This window comes from Crossiella sp. SN42, from assembly GCF_023897065.1.
In the GTDB taxonomy this organism is placed as follows: Bacteria; Actinomycetota; Actinomycetes; order Mycobacteriales; family Pseudonocardiaceae; genus Crossiella.
On sequence record NZ_JAMHIV010000014.1, the window covers coordinates 159,714 to 175,823 of the forward strand.

The 16,110-nt window shown below is 67.8% G+C and carries 14 protein-coding genes, 1 tRNA gene and 1 riboswitch; of the genes, 7 read left to right on the forward strand and 8 right to left on the reverse strand.

Features of this window, described 5'->3' with window-relative positions; genetic code table 11:
* The first annotated feature begins 89 nt into the window (after positions 1-89).
* On the forward strand, positions 90-1,730 hold the full coding sequence (locus tag M8C13_RS18640; protein ID WP_252481893.1) for an alpha/beta fold hydrolase: 1,641 nt from the start codon (positions 90-92) through the stop codon (positions 1,728-1,730).
* A gap of 217 nt (positions 1,731-1,947) precedes the next feature.
* Positions 1,948-2,727: a hypothetical protein gene (locus tag M8C13_RS18645; RefSeq protein ID WP_252481894.1), complete on the forward strand. Its 780-nt coding sequence runs from the start codon at positions 1,948-1,950 to the stop codon at positions 2,725-2,727.
* Between the two features lies 1 nt (position 2,728).
* On the opposite strand, the gene M8C13_RS18650 is transcribed toward M8C13_RS18645, so the two are convergent.
* The gene (locus tag M8C13_RS18650; RefSeq protein ID WP_252481895.1) at positions 2,729-4,003 is read right to left on the reverse strand and encodes a phytase; all 1,275 of its coding nucleotides are present in this window, start codon (positions 4,001-4,003) and stop codon (positions 2,729-2,731) included.
* A 104-nt stretch (positions 4,004-4,107) separates the two neighbouring features.
* Positions 4,108-4,236: riboswitch (FMN riboswitch) on the forward strand.
* Between the two features lie 96 nt (positions 4,237-4,332).
* On the opposite strand from M8C13_RS18650, the gene M8C13_RS18655 reads away from it, so the two are divergent.
* Both M8C13_RS18655 and M8C13_RS18660 read left to right on the forward strand, forming a co-directional pair.
* Positions 4,333-4,968 carry a nicotinamide mononucleotide transporter family protein gene (locus M8C13_RS18655; RefSeq protein WP_252481896.1) on the forward strand — a complete coding sequence of 212 codons (636 nt, stop codon included), beginning with the start codon at positions 4,333-4,335 and terminating at the stop codon, positions 4,966-4,968.
* A gap of 60 nt (positions 4,969-5,028) precedes the next feature.
* Positions 5,029-6,282 (forward strand): M14 family metallocarboxypeptidase, encoded by a 1,254-nt coding sequence (locus M8C13_RS18660; RefSeq protein ID WP_252481897.1) that lies wholly within the window; start codon positions 5,029-5,031, stop codon positions 6,280-6,282.
* 62 nt (positions 6,283-6,344) lie between these two features.
* Here M8C13_RS18660 and aceE read toward each other — a convergent pair whose 3' ends face one another.
* Positions 6,345-9,113, reverse strand: coding sequence for a pyruvate dehydrogenase (acetyl-transferring), homodimeric type (gene aceE / locus M8C13_RS18665; RefSeq protein ID WP_252481898.1), 2,769 nt, complete (start codon positions 9,111-9,113; stop codon positions 6,345-6,347).
* A gap of 332 nt (positions 9,114-9,445) precedes the next feature.
* Here aceE and M8C13_RS18670 point away from each other — a divergent pair, with 332 nt between their 5' ends.
* From M8C13_RS18670 to M8C13_RS18680, 3 genes are all read left to right on the forward strand, one after another.
* The gene (locus M8C13_RS18670) at positions 9,446-9,877 is read left to right on the forward strand and encodes a DUF3052 domain-containing protein (RefSeq protein ID WP_252481899.1); all 432 of its coding nucleotides are present in this window, start codon (positions 9,446-9,448) and stop codon (positions 9,875-9,877) included.
* Positions 9,878-9,951: 74 nt separating this feature from the next.
* Positions 9,952-10,416: a peroxiredoxin gene (locus tag M8C13_RS18675; RefSeq protein WP_252481900.1), complete on the forward strand. Its 465-nt coding sequence runs from the start codon at positions 9,952-9,954 to the stop codon at positions 10,414-10,416.
* Between the two features lie 49 nt (positions 10,417-10,465).
* Positions 10,466-10,537 (forward strand) — tRNA-Val (locus M8C13_RS18680).
* Here the strand turns inward: M8C13_RS18680 and M8C13_RS45790 are convergent.
* The 6 genes from M8C13_RS45790 to M8C13_RS18710 form a co-directional block, all read right to left on the reverse strand.
* Entirely contained in the window at positions 10,497-12,338 is a 1,842-nt protein-coding gene (locus tag M8C13_RS45790) for a recombinase family protein (RefSeq protein WP_374213093.1), read from the reverse strand. The two genes, M8C13_RS18680 and M8C13_RS45790, sit on opposite strands and share 41 nt — an antisense overlap.
* Positions 12,328-12,597 carry a helix-turn-helix domain-containing protein gene (locus M8C13_RS18690; protein ID WP_252481902.1) on the reverse strand — a complete coding sequence of 90 codons (270 nt, stop codon included), beginning with the start codon at positions 12,595-12,597 and terminating at the stop codon, positions 12,328-12,330. The genes M8C13_RS45790 and M8C13_RS18690 overlap by 11 nt, the downstream gene beginning before the upstream one ends.
* Before the next feature lie 228 nt (positions 12,598-12,825).
* Positions 12,826-13,179 carry a hypothetical protein gene (locus tag M8C13_RS18695; RefSeq protein ID WP_252481903.1) on the reverse strand — a complete coding sequence of 118 codons (354 nt, stop codon included), beginning with the start codon at positions 13,177-13,179 and terminating at the stop codon, positions 12,826-12,828.
* Between the two features lie 24 nt (positions 13,180-13,203).
* A complete protein-coding gene (locus M8C13_RS18700) occupies positions 13,204-13,434 on the reverse strand; it encodes a hypothetical protein (protein WP_252481904.1) in 231 nt (76 codons plus the stop codon).
* Positions 13,435-13,466: 32 nt separating this feature from the next.
* Complete coding sequence (locus tag M8C13_RS18705) at positions 13,467-13,835, reverse strand: hypothetical protein (protein WP_252481905.1); 369 nt, start codon at positions 13,833-13,835, stop codon at positions 13,467-13,469.
* 5 nt (positions 13,836-13,840) lie between these two features.
* A complete protein-coding gene (locus M8C13_RS18710) occupies positions 13,841-15,997 on the reverse strand; it encodes an FtsK/SpoIIIE domain-containing protein (RefSeq protein WP_252481906.1) in 2,157 nt (718 codons plus the stop codon).
* Positions 15,998-16,110: the final 113 nt, after the last annotated feature.

Consider the following 16,110-nt stretch of genomic DNA (forward strand, 5'->3'; position numbering starts at 1 on the left):
GGCCAGTTCGCCCTGTTTTCCCTGCTCACCCGTCGGTAGGAACGAGCTGCTCGCCCGAAAGGGGCACAGGCGATGCAGGAGGTTCCACTGTGCGTAGCACAACCGCCATCCGCGGCAGGTGGTCGCGAGCGGCCGCGCTGACGCTGGCGCTGCTCGGGCTGCTCGGCACCCAGGTCGTGACCGCGACCTCGGCGGCCGACGCGGCCGAGACGGCCAACCCGGCCGCGCTCAAGGAGTTCTACGGCCAGGTCCCGAACTGGCAGCCGTGCAAGTTCAACACCGGGCTGGACTGCGCCACCCTGGTGGTGCCGCTGGACTACCGCAAGCCCAAGCAGGAGAAGATCTCGCTGTCGGTGAGCAGACTCAAGGCCGGCGACCCGGCCAAGCGGCGCGGCATCCTGCTGACCAACCCCGGTGGTCCCGGCGGCAGCGGCCTGGCCATGCCGACCTACTTCTACGGCACCCCGCTGACCGAGGTCTACGACCTGATCGGCTTCGACCCGCGCGGGGTCAACGAGTCCACCCTGCTCAGCTGCGAGGTCACCACCGACCTGCACAAGCTGAACTCCCGCCCGGAGGACAAGGACTTCCCGGCCTGGGCGGCCAGCGCCCGGCAGAGCGAGGAAGCCTGCCGCAAGGCCGGTGGCGCGCTGCGCAAGCACGTCAACACGCCCAACACCGCCCGCGACATGGACGTCATCCGCGGCGTGCTGGGGGAGAAGAAGCTCAACTACGTCGGCTACTCCTACGGCACCTACCTCGGCGCGGTCTACGGCAGCCTGTTCCCCAAGCAGCTGGACCGCAGCGTGCTGGACTCCGCGGTGCACCCGGAGTGGATCTGGCGGGAGCAGTTCAAGCGCCAGTCGGTGGCCTTCCGGGAGAACGTGGACCTGTGGGCCGAGTGGGCCGGGCAGCGCAACAACCGCTTCGGCATCGGCAAGACCAAGGCCGAGGTGCTGGCCACGGTCGAGCAGGTGGCGGCCAAGCTGCACGCCAAGCCGGTGGACGGCTTCGACCGCACCCAGTTCGACGCGGGCATGGGCGGCGGCGCGCGGTACCGGTTCAACTGGGAGTTCCTGGCCGAGGACGTGAAGTACTTCCGGGACTTCCAGCCGGGTTCCGCCGAGTTCGCCGAGGCGGTCAAGGCGGGCAAGGAACTGGCCGCGCTCGGCCTGGCGCAGCTGCGGGCCGGCGTGTTCGACACGGTGACCTGCGAGGCGGACTGGCCGGCCGACCTCAACACCTACTACCAGGACATGCGCGAGTTCCGGGACCGCTACCCCTACGGCCTCGGCGTCGGCCGCGCCGCGCCGCGCACCTGCACCTTCCGCTCCTTCACCCCGCCGGAGCAGCCGGTCAAGCTCAAGCGCAAGGGCTACCAGACCGGTCTGGTGATCCAGGCCGACGGCGACACCCAGACCCACTACGACGGCGGCCCGGCCATGGCCGAGCGGCTGGAGAACCACCTGATCTCGGTGGCCGACGAGGGCCGCCACGGCCTGTACGCCCTCGGCGGCAACACCTGCGTGGACGAGCACGTGAACCGGTACCTGGTCGACGGCGTGCTGCCGCCGAGCCGGGTGATCTGCGCGGGCACCCCGCGTCCGGACGTGCCGGCCGACACCGAGTCCGCGCGGTCCCGCCGGTCCGCGCCCACCCCGCCGTCCGCGCTGGCGGAGAAGGTGCGCGCGGCCGCGGTGGCCAACAAGGTGACCAACCTGCCGTTCTGATTCATCGCTGAGACAACAAAAAAAGGAGAAGGCCCGGCGCTCGCGCCGGGCCTTCTCATCCCTCCGGTCCCCACCGGTAGTTCTACTGTGGACGGTCAGGGCCGTTCGGGCCAGTCCATTACTCCTATCGGGTCTGTGTGGTGCCTTGCTGGTTTAGCCCAACCAGCCCACGATCAACTCCGGTAGCGACAAGCCGTCGCGGACAGAGGAGGAAGTCGTGGGTGGCGAACTACGCCGGGGACTCGCGGACGCGTGGTCCATGGTGGCGACATTTGTGCCGAAGCTCTTCGGCTTCTTGCTGATCCTGTTGGTCGGCTGGCTGATCGCCAAGGCGCTGGCCAAGGTGGTCTCGTTGCTGCTGCGCAAGACCGGCTTCAACCGGCTGGCCGACAAGGCGGGCGTGGGCTCGCTGCTGGCCAGCCAGCGGGTGGACGCCGCCGAGATCATCGTCAAGCTCGTCTACTACTTCGTCCTGCTGATCGCACTGCAACTGGCCTTCAGCGCCTTCGGCACCGGCAACGCGGTGAGCCAGCTGCTCACCGACATCGTCAGCTACCTGCCGCGGATCGTCGTGGCGATCGTGCTGCTGCTGGTGGCCGCGGCCATCGCCAGGGTGGTGCGGGACATGGTCAGCGCCGCGCTCGGCGCCCGCCCGTTCACCCCGCTGCTGCGCGGCATCACCTACGTCTTCATCCTGGCGCTGGGTGTGATCGCCGCGCTGAACCAGCTCGGCATCGCCACCGCGGTCACCCTGCCGGTGCTGATCACGGTGCTGGCCACGGTCGGCGGCATCCTGGTGGTCGGCGTCGGCGGCGGCCTGATCCGGCCGATGCAGGACCGCTGGGGCCGCTGGCTGAGCCGGATCGAGAGCGAGGCCGCGGCTGGCCGCAACCCCGCTCCCGCGCCGGGCACCTCAACGCCGCCGGGGCCGCCGCCGAACAACGACCCGACCCCGCCGGCCGGCACGCCGATCCCGCCGATGCCGCCCGCGCAGTAGCTCAGCGCGCCAGCGACGCCAGCACGTCTTTCCAGCTCAGGTAAGCGAAACCGGTGGTCTCCAGTTCCTCGCCAGAGGGATCGGTGGCCACCGGTTTCCGCTCTCCGTCGTGCACCACGAGCAGCCCGGCCGGGTATCCGGGCAGCGGCGTGGTCACCACGGCCGCCCCGTCGGAGTGCTCCACCGAGTCCCGCCCGTGCCCCTCGCGCACCCGGAAAGTGCCGAGCACCTTGCCCGGCTTGACCCGGTCGTAGACCACGAACCGCGAGTCACCCTGGCTGGAGGCGACCAGCTGTCCCTCGCCCTCGCCCTCGCCCTCGCCGGCGTCGGCGATGGTCAGCCCCTCGGCGTCCGCGGTCAGCCACTTGCCGCCGAAGCCGGGGTCCGGGCCGTCCGGCACGCACTCCTCGGTCTGCTCGTCGTACTTGGCCGGCACCCCGAACTCGCGCACCCGGTCGATCAGCTCCGGCTGGCCGAAGCCCTTGGCGGACAACGGGATCCGCCAGATGCCGACATCCTCCTGGGCGGCGTAGAGCACCCGGTGCCGGGAGTCGATCACCATGCCCTCCAGCTGCGGCCGCTCACCCGGCTCGGCGCACGGAGTCCAGGTCTTGCCGTCCGGCAGCCGGAAGCTGGCCGGGATGTCCACAGTGGACAATTGGCGCACGCTGACGCCGGCGCCGGTGCGCACCGGGGTGAGCAGGGCCAGCCGGGTCTCGTGGCGGCGGCTGGCCACCACCAGCGGGACGCCCCGGTCGGTGCCGGCGGCCAGGCCGTAGGCGGTGCGCTGCTCGTCCACCTCGGCCTCGGTCGCGCTGAACACCCTGGGCGTCTCCGCCGCGGTCACGTCGGTGAGCACCTGTTTCCCGGCCGCCGCGCCGCGCGGGTCGACCCGGTACACCCGCACCCGGTCCCGGCCGCGGTCGCTGACGAAGGCCAGGTCGCCCAGCAGGTCCACGTTGTTGAACCGGCCGGGCGCGGCCCCGGCCCGCGGCGGCGGTGGCGCGGCCACCAGCTGCAACTGCTTGCCCGCGAGGTCGAAGGCGGCCAGGCCGCCCTCCTTGAGCGTGCCGAGCACCACGCTGTGCTCCCGCCGGGACGGGTGCGTCCAGATCGCCGGGTCGTCGGCGTTGGAGTTGGGCGGGACGCCGCTGGGATCGTCGACGAACGGCGGGGTCTGGGCGACGGGGACGACGGTGCCGGGCCCGGCGTTCGCGAGGCCGGGCAAGCCGAGCACGAGCAGGGCGACAACTGGGGGGACCAGCAGGTTGCGCATGGCTCAACCCTGGCGGTCGCAGATGAACGCGAACAGTCTTTCAGGTCACTATCCCCTGGGCGGAATAGCGACGGGGGAGGACAGTGTTGGCCAGAGCAGAAGTGTCGTGCGCTCCGGGGTCGGTGAAAATCCGAGCCGGCGGTGAAAGCCCGCGACCCGCCGGCAGCCAGCCGGCGGTTGACACGGTGAAATTCCGTGGCCGACGGTGACAGTCCGGATGGGAGGCAGCGCACGCGCGCCCGCGTGCGCTGACGTCTGAGTCCGCACGCCGGTGTCGCGTCGCCGTTCCCAGAAGCAGGCCCGGGGGCCTGGACTGTGGGGAGAGGCAGATGCGGTTCCTGATGGACCACGGGTTCGAGTTCTTCGGCCAACGGGTCGCCTACGCCGAGCTGATCGGCCAACTGGGCGCGCTGGCCGTGGTCTTCCTGGCCCAGCGCCGCACCCTGTGGACCTGGCCGGTGCAGATCGTCACCGCGGTGCTGCTGTTCAGCGTCTACCTCTCCGCCCAGCTCGGCGGCCTGGCCACCCGGCAGGTCGCGGTGCTGGCCATCGCGCTCTACGGCTGGTGGGCCTGGACCCGCCGCCGCGACCCGGTCTTCGGCGTCGCGGTGCGCGCGGCCACCACCACCGAACGCCTGGTGATGGTCGGCCTGATGCTGGTCGGCACCACCGGTTTCGCGCTGCTGCTGGACGCGCTGGACGCCTCCTGGGCGCCGTGGCCGGACGCGTGGATCTTCATCGGCACCCTGGTCGCCTACGGCGCGCAGGCCTACGGGCTGGTCGAGTTCTGGCTGGTGTGGCTGGCCGTGGACGCGGTCGGCGTGCCCTTGCAGCTGATGTCCGGGCTGTGGTTCTCCGCGCTGGTCTACCTCGTGTTCGCGGTGCTGGTGATCCGCGGCTGGCGGGACTGGAACCGCACCGCGGCCGCCGCCCGGCAACGAATGACGGTTGACACGATCGGGTGACGGTGATGGGTTCGGGCCGGGGCTCACTGGGGGCCTCACCCGAACCCACCGAGGAGTCACGTGCGTCGACTCATCGCCCTGGCCGCGCTGACCACAGCCGCCCTTGGCCTCGTCACACCCGCCGCGACCGCGGCGCCCGCCCCGCCGCGCACCGGCTTCGAGCAGACCAACGGCGCCAGCTGGACCGGCCTGGACGAGGAGCAGGCCTTCCTCGCCGCCGTGGACAGGGCGAGCCGCCACACCACCGTCTCCCGCATCGGCGAGAGCGTGCAGGGCCGCCCGATCAACCTGGTCCGGGTCGGCCCCGCGCACGCCATCAGCACCGTGCTGTTCATCTGCTCCCAGCACGGCGACGAGCCCTCCGGCCGCGAGGGCTGCCTGAGCAAGCTGCGCGACCTGGCCTTCCAGCGCGCGGACCCCAAGGTGCGGTACCTGTTCGTGCCCACCGCCAACCCGGACGGGCGGGCCGCGGACACCCGCACCAACGCCAAGGGCGTGGACATCAACCGCGACCACCTGCTGCTGGTCTCCCCGGAGGCGAAGGCACTGGCCAAGGTGATCAAGGACTACCGGCCGGAGGTCATCCACGACCTGCACGAGTACGGCGCCACGCCCAAGGTCTACGACAAGGACGTGCTGTACCTGTGGTCCCGCAACCTCAACGTGGACGGCCACCTGCACGAGGAGTCCGTCGCGCTGTCCCAGGACTACGCCAAGCCACACGTGGAGCGCGCGGGGCAGACCACCGGCGAGTACGGCATCTGGACCGACCCGGTGACCGGCAAGCCGATCCGCCAGGTCGCCGGTGACGGCCAGGAGCGCATCCTGCGCAACACCGCGGGCCTCAAGCACGCGGTCGGCATGCTGCTGGAGACCAAGGTGGACGCCAAGGACGCGGCCGAGGCCGCCGATCCCGCGCTCAACCAGCGCCGCCGGGTGCAGGGCCAGCTGGCCGCGGTCGCGGGCACGGTCAAGCTGGTCGCCGACCGCTGGGCGCCGATCCAGCTGGCGGTGGCCAAGAGCAGGCTGGCCGCGGTGCTCGGCCAGGGCCCGGTCTACTTCGGCGGCGCGGACAACGAGCCGGCCAAGCCCGAGGACGTGGAAAAGAACCCGGCCTGCGGGTACCGGCTGACCGCCGAGCAGTTCGCCGCGCACCGCGAGGTGCTGGGCCTGCACGGCATCTTCTCGGTGCCGGTGCCCGGCGGCCGGATCGTGCCGCGCCACCAGGAAGCCGGGAAGCTGGTCCCGCTGCTGCTGGACCCGCGCGCGGACTACGGCCTGGTGAAGGCCACCCCCGCGCCGCACTGCGTCTGAGCCGCGCCAAGCGACAAAAAAAGGGGCTCCCCACCATCGGGAGCCCCTTTTTTCGCGTTCGCTCAGGCGGAACCGGGGTCCGAGGTCTGCGGACCGGCGGCCTGCACGTCGTCGATGCGGTACTTGCGCGCCGCCTCGGCGACCGTCGACCGCTCCACCTCACCGCGCTTGGCCAGCGCGGCCAGCGTGGCCACCGTGATCGACTCGGCGTCGACCAGGAAGTGGCGGCGGGCGGCCGGGCGGGTGTCGGAGAAACCGAACCCGTCGGTGCCCAGGGTCAGCATGTCGGTGGGCACCCACGGCCGGATCAGGTCCGGCACCGCGCGCATCCAGTCCGACACCGCGACCACGGGGCCCTCACCCTCGGCCAGCGCCTGGGTGATGTACGGCACCCGGGGAGCCTGGTCGGGGTGCAGCAGGTTCTCCCGCTCGATCGCCACCGCCTCGCGGCGCAGCTCCGACCACGAGGTGGCCGACCACACATCGGCGTGCACGCCCCAGTCCTGGGCCAGCAGCTCCTGCGCGCGCATCGCCCACGGCAGCGCCACCCCGGAGGCCAGCACCTGGGCCCGCAGCCCGCCCTGGCCCTCGGCCCGCTTAAAGCGGTACAGGCCGCGGAGCAGGCCGTCCACGTCCAGGTCCGCCGGCTGCGCGGGCTGGACGTACGGGTCGTTGTAGACGGTGAGGTAGTAGAAGATGTCCTCGGAGTTCTCGCCGTACATCCGGCGCAGACCGTCCTTGACGATGTGCGCCACCTCGTACCCGTAGGCCGGGTCGTAGGCCACCACCGCGGGGTTGGTGTAGGCCAGCAGCTGCGAGTGCCCGTCGTTGTGCTGCAGGCCCTCGCCGGTCAGCGTGGTGCGACCGGCGGTGGCGCCGAGCACGAAGCCGCGGGCCATCTGGTCCGCCGCCGCCCACAGGCCGTCGCCGGTGCGCTGGAACCCGAACATCGAGTAGAAGATGTAGATCGGGATCATCGGCTCGCCGTGCGTGGCGTAGGAGGTGCCCGCCGCGGTGAACGACGCCGTCGACCCGGCCTCGTTGATCCCCTCGTGCAGGATCTGACCCTTCTCGCTCTCCTTGTAGGCGAGCATCAGCTTGGCGTCCACCGAGGTGTACAGCTGACCGTGCGGGTTGTAGATCTTCTGCGTCGGGAACATGGAGTCCATGCCGAAGGTCCGCGCCTCGTCCGGGATGATCGGGACGAGCCGGGGGCCGATCTCCGGGTCCTTCGCCAGGTCCTTGACCAGCCGGACGAAGGCCATGGTGGTGGCCACCTCCTGCTTGCCGGACCCGCGCTGGATGACCTCGTAGACCTTGTCGCCCGGCAGCACCAGCGGCTTGTCCTTGACCCGGCGAGCGGGCGCCGAACCACCCAGCTGACGACGGCGGTCCAGCAGGTACTGGATCTCCGCGGAGTCCTTGCCGGGGTGGTAGTACGGCGGCAGGTACGGGTCGCGGTCGAGCTCGGCGTCGGTGATCGGGATCCGCTGGGTGTCGCGGAAGCGCTTCAGGTCGTCGAGGGTGAGCTTCTTCATCTGGTGCGTGGCGTTGCGCGCCTCGAACTGCGGGCCAAGGCCGTAGCCCTTGATGGTCTTGGCCAGGATGACCGTGGGCTGGCCGTGGTGCTCAGTGGCCGCCTTGTAGGCCGCGTACACCTTGCGGTAGTCGTGCCCGCCGCGCTTGAGGTTCCAGATGTCCTGGTCGCTGTAGGGGGTGACCAGCTCCTTGGTCCGCGGGTCGCGGCCGAAGAAGTGCTCACGCACGTAGGCGCCGTCGTTGGCCTTGTAGGTCTGGAAGTCGCCGTCCGGCGTGGTGTTCATCAGGTTGACCAGGGCGCCGTCGCGGTCGGCGTGCAGCAGCGCGTCCCACTCCCGGCCCCAGACGACCTTGATCACGTTCCAGCCCGCGCCGCGGAAGAACGACTCCAGCTCCTGGATGATCTTGCCGTTGCCGCGCACCGGCCCGTCCAGGCGCTGCAGGTTGCAGTTGATCACGAAGGTCAGGTTGTCCAGGCCCTCGGAGGCCGCGACGTGGATCAGGCCACGCGACTCCGGCTCGTCCATCTCGCCGTCGCCGAGGAAGGCCCACACCCGCTGCTGCGAGGTGTCGGCCAGCCCGCGGTCGTGCATGTAGCGGTTGAACCGGGCCTGGTAGATGGCGTTCATCGGGCCGAGGCCCATGGACACCGTCGGGAACTCCCAGAAGTTCGGCATCAGCCGCGGGTGCGGGTAGGACGGCAGGCCGCCACCCGGCCCGGCGTGCGACAACTCCTGGCGGAAGCCGTCGAGCTGCTCGGCGGAGAGCCTGCCTTCCAGGAAGGCGCGGGCGTAGATGCCGGGGGAGGCGTGGCCCTGGATGAAGAGCTGGTCGCCGCCGCCGGGGTGGTCCTTGCCACGGAAGAACCAGTTGAAGCCGACCTCGTAGAGCGCGGCGGAGGAGGCGTAGGTGGAGATGTGACCACCGACACCGACGCCGGGCCGCTGGGCGCGGTGCACCATCACCGCGGCGTTCCAGCGGATGAACGCCCGGTAGCGGCGCTCGGTCTCCTCATCGCCGGGGAACCAGGGCTCCCGCTCGGTGGGGATGGTGTTCACGTAGTCGGTGCTGGTCAGCGAGGGTACGCCGACGTGGCTCTCACGAGCACGTTCCAGCAGCCGGAGCATCAGGTACCGGGCGCGCTGCTGACCGGCCCCGGCGAGGACGGCGTCGAAGGACTCCAGCCACTCGGCGGTCTCCTCCGGATCGATGTCCGGCAGGTGGGCGGCCAGCCCGTCGCGGATGACGCGCACCCGCTCAGGGGTGCCGGCGCCGGTGTTCTGCGGGGCCAAGGGTTCTCCTCGCCATGCTTCGTCGTCAGTTTCGGGGCAGCCTTTCTCGGCCACGCGGTGTCAGTTGAGCATCCCACGCGTTGGCGCTGCCGTGTCATCGTCCCCCATCCTTACGCGTGCGCGCACGCGCGTCACCGCTACCGGCCGGTAACTGTCAATAGTCCGATCGAGGGCAGCCGGATGCCGCCAGTTGGGAAGCCATTCCGGCGTGTCCCGCCTCGTGCAGTTGCGCAGGTGGCCACTCGCAGTGTTCGCTAGCCGGGATCGGTTGGACACACCAGTGCGGCGGCCGTTGGGCTTGCCGCACTCGCGTAGTTGGAGGAGTGACACTCGTGGTCGCCGCGGAAGGCGCTGAAAAGGTCGGCGTCGCCGAGAGGCTCGGTATTGAGCCGGACATGGTGGTCCAGGAACTCGGCTGGGACGAGGATGTCGATGACGACATCCGCGCCGCCGTGGAGGAGCGCTGTGGAGGCGAACTCCTCGACGAGGACGCGCAGGAAGTCATCGACGTGGTGCTGTACTGGTGGCGAGAGGGTGACGGTGATCTCACCGACGACCTCGTCGACGCCATCACACCACTCGCCGACGAGGGCGTGATCTGGCTGCTGACACCCAAGACCGGAAAGCCGGGCTACGTGGAGCCGAGTGACGTCGGCGACGCGTCCAGCACGGCGGGACTGTCCGTCACCTCGACACTGTCGGTGTCGGAGGGCTGGACGGCCACCCGGCTGGTCGGCGCTCGGGCCGGGAAGCCCAAGCGCTGAGACCAAGTCTGTGAGTTCTCCCTGAGGGTCTAGGCTGGCTCGCGAAGCCAGCCAGACTCCCAGGAGAGTGCTCGATGACGATCGAGGTCGGTACGCAGGCCCCGGACTTCACGCTGCCGGACAGCAACAAGGAGAAGGTCACCCTCTCCTCGTTCCGTGGCGAGAAGAACGTCCTGCTCGTGTTCTACCCCTTCGCGTTCAGCGGCATCTGCACCGGTGAGCTGTGCCAGGTCCGGGACGAGATCGGCGACTACCAGAACGACGCCGTGCAGGTGATCGGTGTGTCCGTGGACACCCCGTTCAGCCTCAAGGCGTGGGCGGCGCAGGAGGGCTACACCTTCCCGCTGCTGTCCGACTTCTGGCCGCACGGCGAGGTCGCCAAGTCCTACGGCGTCTTCAACGACACCGCCGGTTTCGCCGTCCGCGGCACCTTCCTGATCGACAAGGACGGCATCGTCCGCTTCGCCGAGGTCAACGGCCCCGGCGAAGCCCGTGACCAGTCCGCGTGGAAGAAGGCGCTGACCGAGCTGGCCAGCTGAACCACAAGATCGCGCAGCGCCCCGGGCGGTACGCTCGGGGCCGCTGCGGGGGCGCATAGCTCAGTGGGAGAGCACTCGCCTTACAAGCGAGGGGTCGTTGGTTCGAACCCAACTGTGCCCACCCAGTACCGCTTATTCGAACCGCGACCCTTGGGGTCGGGTTTGAGCAGGTCAGCAAGGTTGATAGCAGCGGCGGCACCACCTGTGAGGGTGGTGCCGTTTTTGCTGTGTGCTGAGCCGTCCCAGGGCACGAACTGGGAGGCGCTGAGGTTGCCTGTGTCGCCCTGTGCGGGGCGAGGGGCGGGGATAGCTTCGGTGAGCCGGTAGCGCTCTGGTGCGGCGGTGCTGAGCACATCGAAGGGTTGGTTCAGCCTGTGGCTGGTGACGGTGATGGCGCGTTCGGTGTCGGTGTTGATGTCTATCCGGTTGATCACTGATTTGAGGAAGGCGGCGCGGGCGGTGTCGTCTCCGTAGAGGTAGACGGGGCCTGGTTGGGCCAAGATGGTGGCGGCGGCGTTGAGGTAGTCGCGTCCGGTGTGCAGGACGGTGTCGATGTCGGCTAGCTGTTGGGTCACATTGGCGATATCAGCCCGAATGTCGCGCATCTCATCGTCCAGGGCGTCCTCGGGCCAGCGGGGGTCGCCGAGTTTGCGGATGCAGCCGCGTACCGCGTCGTTGAGCAGTTTGAGTTGGCGGTTCAGGGTTTTGCGGGTGGCGGCGGAGTCGGTGCGTTCATCCCGGACGATGGTATCGAGTTGGCGGGCGAGGGCGTGCCGTACCGGTTCGGGCAGGGTGATGGTGTCCAGGTGTGCGGCTACGGCGTGCTCCAGCTCGGCCACGGGCAGGTACGGCAGTGTGCAGCGTTTGTCTTTGATACCAATACAATAATAGTATTCATAGATGCCGCCGTTGCCCTTGGCGGGTGTGTAGATCAGCCGCTCGTTGCCGCAGCGCCCGCACCACAGATAGCCCTTGAGGTCGTGGTGGTGTTTACGGTCGCGGGTACCGGCTCCGCCGTTGCGGTCCACGGTCAACACTTCTTGCACCCGGTTGAACAGGTCTTCTGTGACAAGGGGTTCGTGCAAACCGGGGTACCATTGGCCGTCTTGTTCAACATAGCCGCAGTAGTAGCGATTTTGAAGCAGGTAACCGAGTTGGGTCAGGGAAAGCGGGCGTTCGGGGAGGTCTTTCCACGGGGGCATGAGTAGCCCGGCGGCGGTGATCATCTCTAAGACTTGGGCTTGGCTGTATTTTCCGGTGGCGTACAGCTCGAAGGCGCGTCGGATGTGGCGGGCGCATTCCGGGTTGATCATGATGGTGGGAACGCTGCGTTTTTCCTTGCCGATGGTGATGGTTTCGCGGGTGTTGAGGTAGCCGATGGGGGCGCGGCGTACGGTGTGGCCGCGTTTGGCTTTTTCGGCCATCTTGTAGCGGACGTCTTCGCTGAGTTTGGCCGAGTAGTACTCATCTAGATCGTGTTTGAGGTTTTCCAGCAGTTGGGTATCGGGGTTGTCTTCAAAGCGGCTTTCGGGGGTGATCAGTCGTACGCCGAGCTTGTGTAGTTCGAGTTTGACCAGTCGGGCTTCTAGGGCGTTGCGGAAGATCCGCGAGAACTGGTACATGATGACCAGGTCAACATCTTTGATTGTGGTGATGCGCCGGATCATGTCCTGGTAATCCTTGCGCTTCACGATAGATGTGGCGGTGCCTTTGTCGAGGTACTCATCGACAATATCGGCGTCCCAATCTGCAGCGGTGTCATCGGTGGCGGTGCGTTGGGTTGCGATGGAGTCGCCGTCACGGGTGCGGCCGGTTTGGGCTTGTTTGAGTGTGGACACTCGCAGGTAGCGCACTGCACGTTTACGCCGTGGTCCGGCAACAGTGTCGCGTGGGACGGTGGTTCGTTTCATCTCATCCCCCATTGAGGAGTTCGGCGAGCCGTTGATACGGCGGCAGCAGTTCGAAAGCGGTTCGAACGTCTACCGCAAGAACCTCAATGAGTCCAATCAAGACCTCCGGGGTTGGTGTGGGGGTGGTGCCGTTTTCGATCCGGGCCACTGTCGTATGGCTGATATCGAGTTGGTCAGCAAGTGCGCGTTGACTGATTTTTTTGGTGGTGCGTGCTGCGGTGATCAGTTCACCGAAGCTGTTCGGGGCGGGGGTTGCGGGCGGTGGTGTCACGGTGTCCAGATTGGCAGCTGGTGCACGGTTGCACCACCGCCGAACCGGTCGCGCTGAGCCGGTTCAGCTGCGGTGCCTCTAGCAGCCGGGCCTGCTAGCTCTAGCAGTCCCTCTAGCGCCTGGCGGGTGTGCTGACCTGGGGTTGTGTCTCTAGCGGGTGAGGCCGGCGAGGGCCTCGGTTTGGGCCTGGGTGGGGGGGGGGGGGGTGACAGCGAGCAGCTGCTAGCGCTAGAACGGGTCGGGGCAGGCCACAGTGATCCCTAGGTCAGCGAGTTTCTGATGGACGAGCAAGTCGCCGATAAGGCCACGGGGCATGAAGTCCAGTCGTGAGCGGGCGAGGTGCATGTGCGCCCAGACGAAGGCGTGCGTCACGGATTCGTTGGCGGCTAGGTAGTCGAACATCTCTTCAAGGATGGGTGTCCCGTCATCAAGATCGGCGGGCCGGGCGAACTCGCGAACGATAGGAATACCAAGATTTTGGGCTAGTTCTTGGCAGAAAACTCGTTCAGGGTTAACGGTTCCTGGTTGGTCGAAGGCGATGTACAGCACTCCGACGGGGTTGGTTGGGTTACGTCGAGCCATGGCGCTGTCTCCTTATCGGGTGGGTCAGGTGATCCAGGTGATGCCCATGGCGGCGAGTTGTTCAGCGAGGAGTTCGATACGTGCCTGTGCGGCGGGGTCGGTGATGGTGTCGGCGAAAAACACCACGGCGGTGGTGTGGGTGGTGACGTAGGTCAGGAGTTCGTCGATGTCGTGGCGAATGGTCTCGCTCACCCGGTAGCCCTTGGCTTTAGCGGTGTGCCCGGCGGTGTCGGCGTAGGTGGGGTTGGTGTCCACTGTGAACACCACCGCGGTTTTACCTTTCCTGGTCATGACATAGTGCCTTTCGTGGTGGTGGGTGGCGAGGGGTACTGGTCCTCGGGAATGGGCTCGGTGTGCAGGATTAGAGCGTTGCCGTCTAGGCGCATGTGATCGGAGACGTCGACCCACTCCACTCCGAGGGCGGTGAACTGGTGACGCAGTCGGTTGATTCGGTGTTGGGTGTTGGGGTCATGCACAGGGTCGGCCGTATAGACCGCGTCGATGAGTTTTTCTGAGAGCAGGTTGCGCGGGATGGTGGCGATGAAGGTGTCAGTGACGGTGTAGCCGTGCCATCGTGCAATGCGGCAGGCGGCAATCTGGTAGGCGGGGAAGTCGTAGGCGGTGAACACGATCGCGGTGTTCTGGTGTGTGGCCACGGTTTTTACCTTTCGTTCGGTGTGCGGGGGTGCGGAATCTTGGCGGCGGCAAGGGCTGTGTGGAGATCGGCGCGGGTGATGGCGCGGCGGTTGGCCTTCACGCCGGTGTCCGGGTCGGTGTCCCAGTGCTGAACCGGCCGGATGCCATAGGGGCGTAGGGCGGTGGTGAGCTGGGTGGCTTTCGCCCCGCGCTCCAACTTCGCCCAGGCCCCATAGATGTCGGGTCGGAGTTGGGCGAGGCGGTCCACAATGGACTCGTTCCACATCACCGTGGCATCAACGGGAAAAACGGCGTTGATGTCGGCCAGCAACGAATCGGTGCGCGTGGTGTCCTGGGTGGTGGTTCCGGCGGTTGTGTCGAGTGCGTAGCCGGTCAGCCGGTCCTGGGCTTGGCGGAGTTGGCGGGCGCGTTCGGCGATGGCGGTGGCGCTGGGGGCGTCGGTGTAGACGCCGCGCACAATCACCGGCTCATCGGTAGCGCCCAACAGGTATCCGATTCCCTTGTCCCGCAAGGAGAAAATCGAAGGGCGGATACCGTTACGCCATGCCGAGGTGCCTAGGATCATGTCGGTTTCGGTCTGTCCCATGACTTTCAGGCACAACCTGACGGCGGCGTTCGCCCGGATTCCTGGCGGTAGGCTTTTTTCATCGGGTCGTTGGGTGGCCAGGATGGTGATGATTCCGACCGCTGGACCCCGGCGCACTAGATCGTCAACCAGGGCCGTGATGTCCTGGCCATGCTCGGGATGGGTAAACCAGTTCTGGCATTCATCAACACCCAGAACGATGGGATGCAGGCCAAGGTCACGCTGACCGGCTAGATGGGGGGTGATCTTGGATTCTGGGCACAGGTCGCGGGGAAGCTCACGCAGCACCGTCGCGCGGCGGCGTAGCTCGTCACGCAGTTCCCGGAGATCGGTGAGGGCATAGGCGATGTCGTCGTGGTCGTCACCGGCCCGGTACCGGTGGGCGATGGCGGCCAGGGCGGCGTGGTCCCCGGTGCCTTTGAGGTCATAGACGTGCAACTGGGCGCGCACATCCAAGGAGGCGGCTAGGAGCAGCAGGCGCAGCCACACGGTTTTACCCATGCGCGGCAAGGCACCGATGACGATGGAGGTGAACATCAACACGGCGGTGACCCAGCGCCCGCGCGGATCGGTCCCGACCGGCACACCGTCGAACAGGTCGACGGTGCCCTTGGATGCGAGGGGCCAGCGGGGTTGCTTGGTGGTGGCCATGTCGGTGTGGGCGACCCACAGCAGCAGCCGACCGGGGTGCACCTCGGGCATGGTTTCGGGCCACACGCAGCCCAACGGCCGGGACAGCGCCGAAGCCAACTTCGGGCGGCGTTCGATCACCTCCGCCGCGACCACACCCGGCGGCAGATCGACCACGGCGCGCCAGCCGGGGCCGTCCTGGGTGATCGGGGCCGGGAAGTGCGCGGCTTTGGCGTTGCGGATGCCGATGGCCTCCAACGCGCCCAGCACGTCGTTGCTGTGCAACGGTCGGGCTGTGGGGACCACGACGGCGCGGGTGACGATCGGCTTATCTGCTGGGGTGCCAACCCTGGCCAAGATCACCGCGAGGCCGGCGACCAGGACGGCGATCATCCACACGGGAGCGAACACCCACAGCGCCACACAGGCCAGGGCTGTCACCGCTGCTCCCATCAACACCATGCGGATGCGCTTGCTGATGCGTCGATTCCTCAGTTGGGTGAAGAAAAAATAGGTTTCACCGCGTGGCGGTGTGGCCGCTGCTGGCAGGCCGGGACCTGGCTTGCTGGCCGCTGATGCGGCGGCACTAGGTGGGGCAGCGGCGGGCTTGGTGGGGCGGGTCTCGGCATCGATCATCCACCGCCACAACGCCGTGAGGATGATCCACGCCCCTGCCGGGGCGCGCCACAACAGCGCCACAGCAACGTACTTCGGCAGGCGCACCAGATGAAACCCGGCCGCATACGCCCCATGCCGGGCTAGGAACACCAGCGCGGCTCGCAGGGCAGTCCAGGAGCGCAGCCAGGCCGGGATGATGGGCCGCCGCTCTTCTCGTTGCGGCACAACAGAATCCGGGTTAGTGGTGTGGGGTTGATCAACCATCACCAGCTCGACCTGGTCCCGGTCGATGTCGTCGGTGTGGTGGGGGTCGCCGGTGGCGTTCATGGCACTCCTGTAGTCGGCGGGGGGATGCTGCAGAAGGGAAAGGAAAGCCAGGCACCGCACCAACAGTGGTGGGGACGGTGGCCGCGGTGCCTGACTGATCCGGGCACATCCCT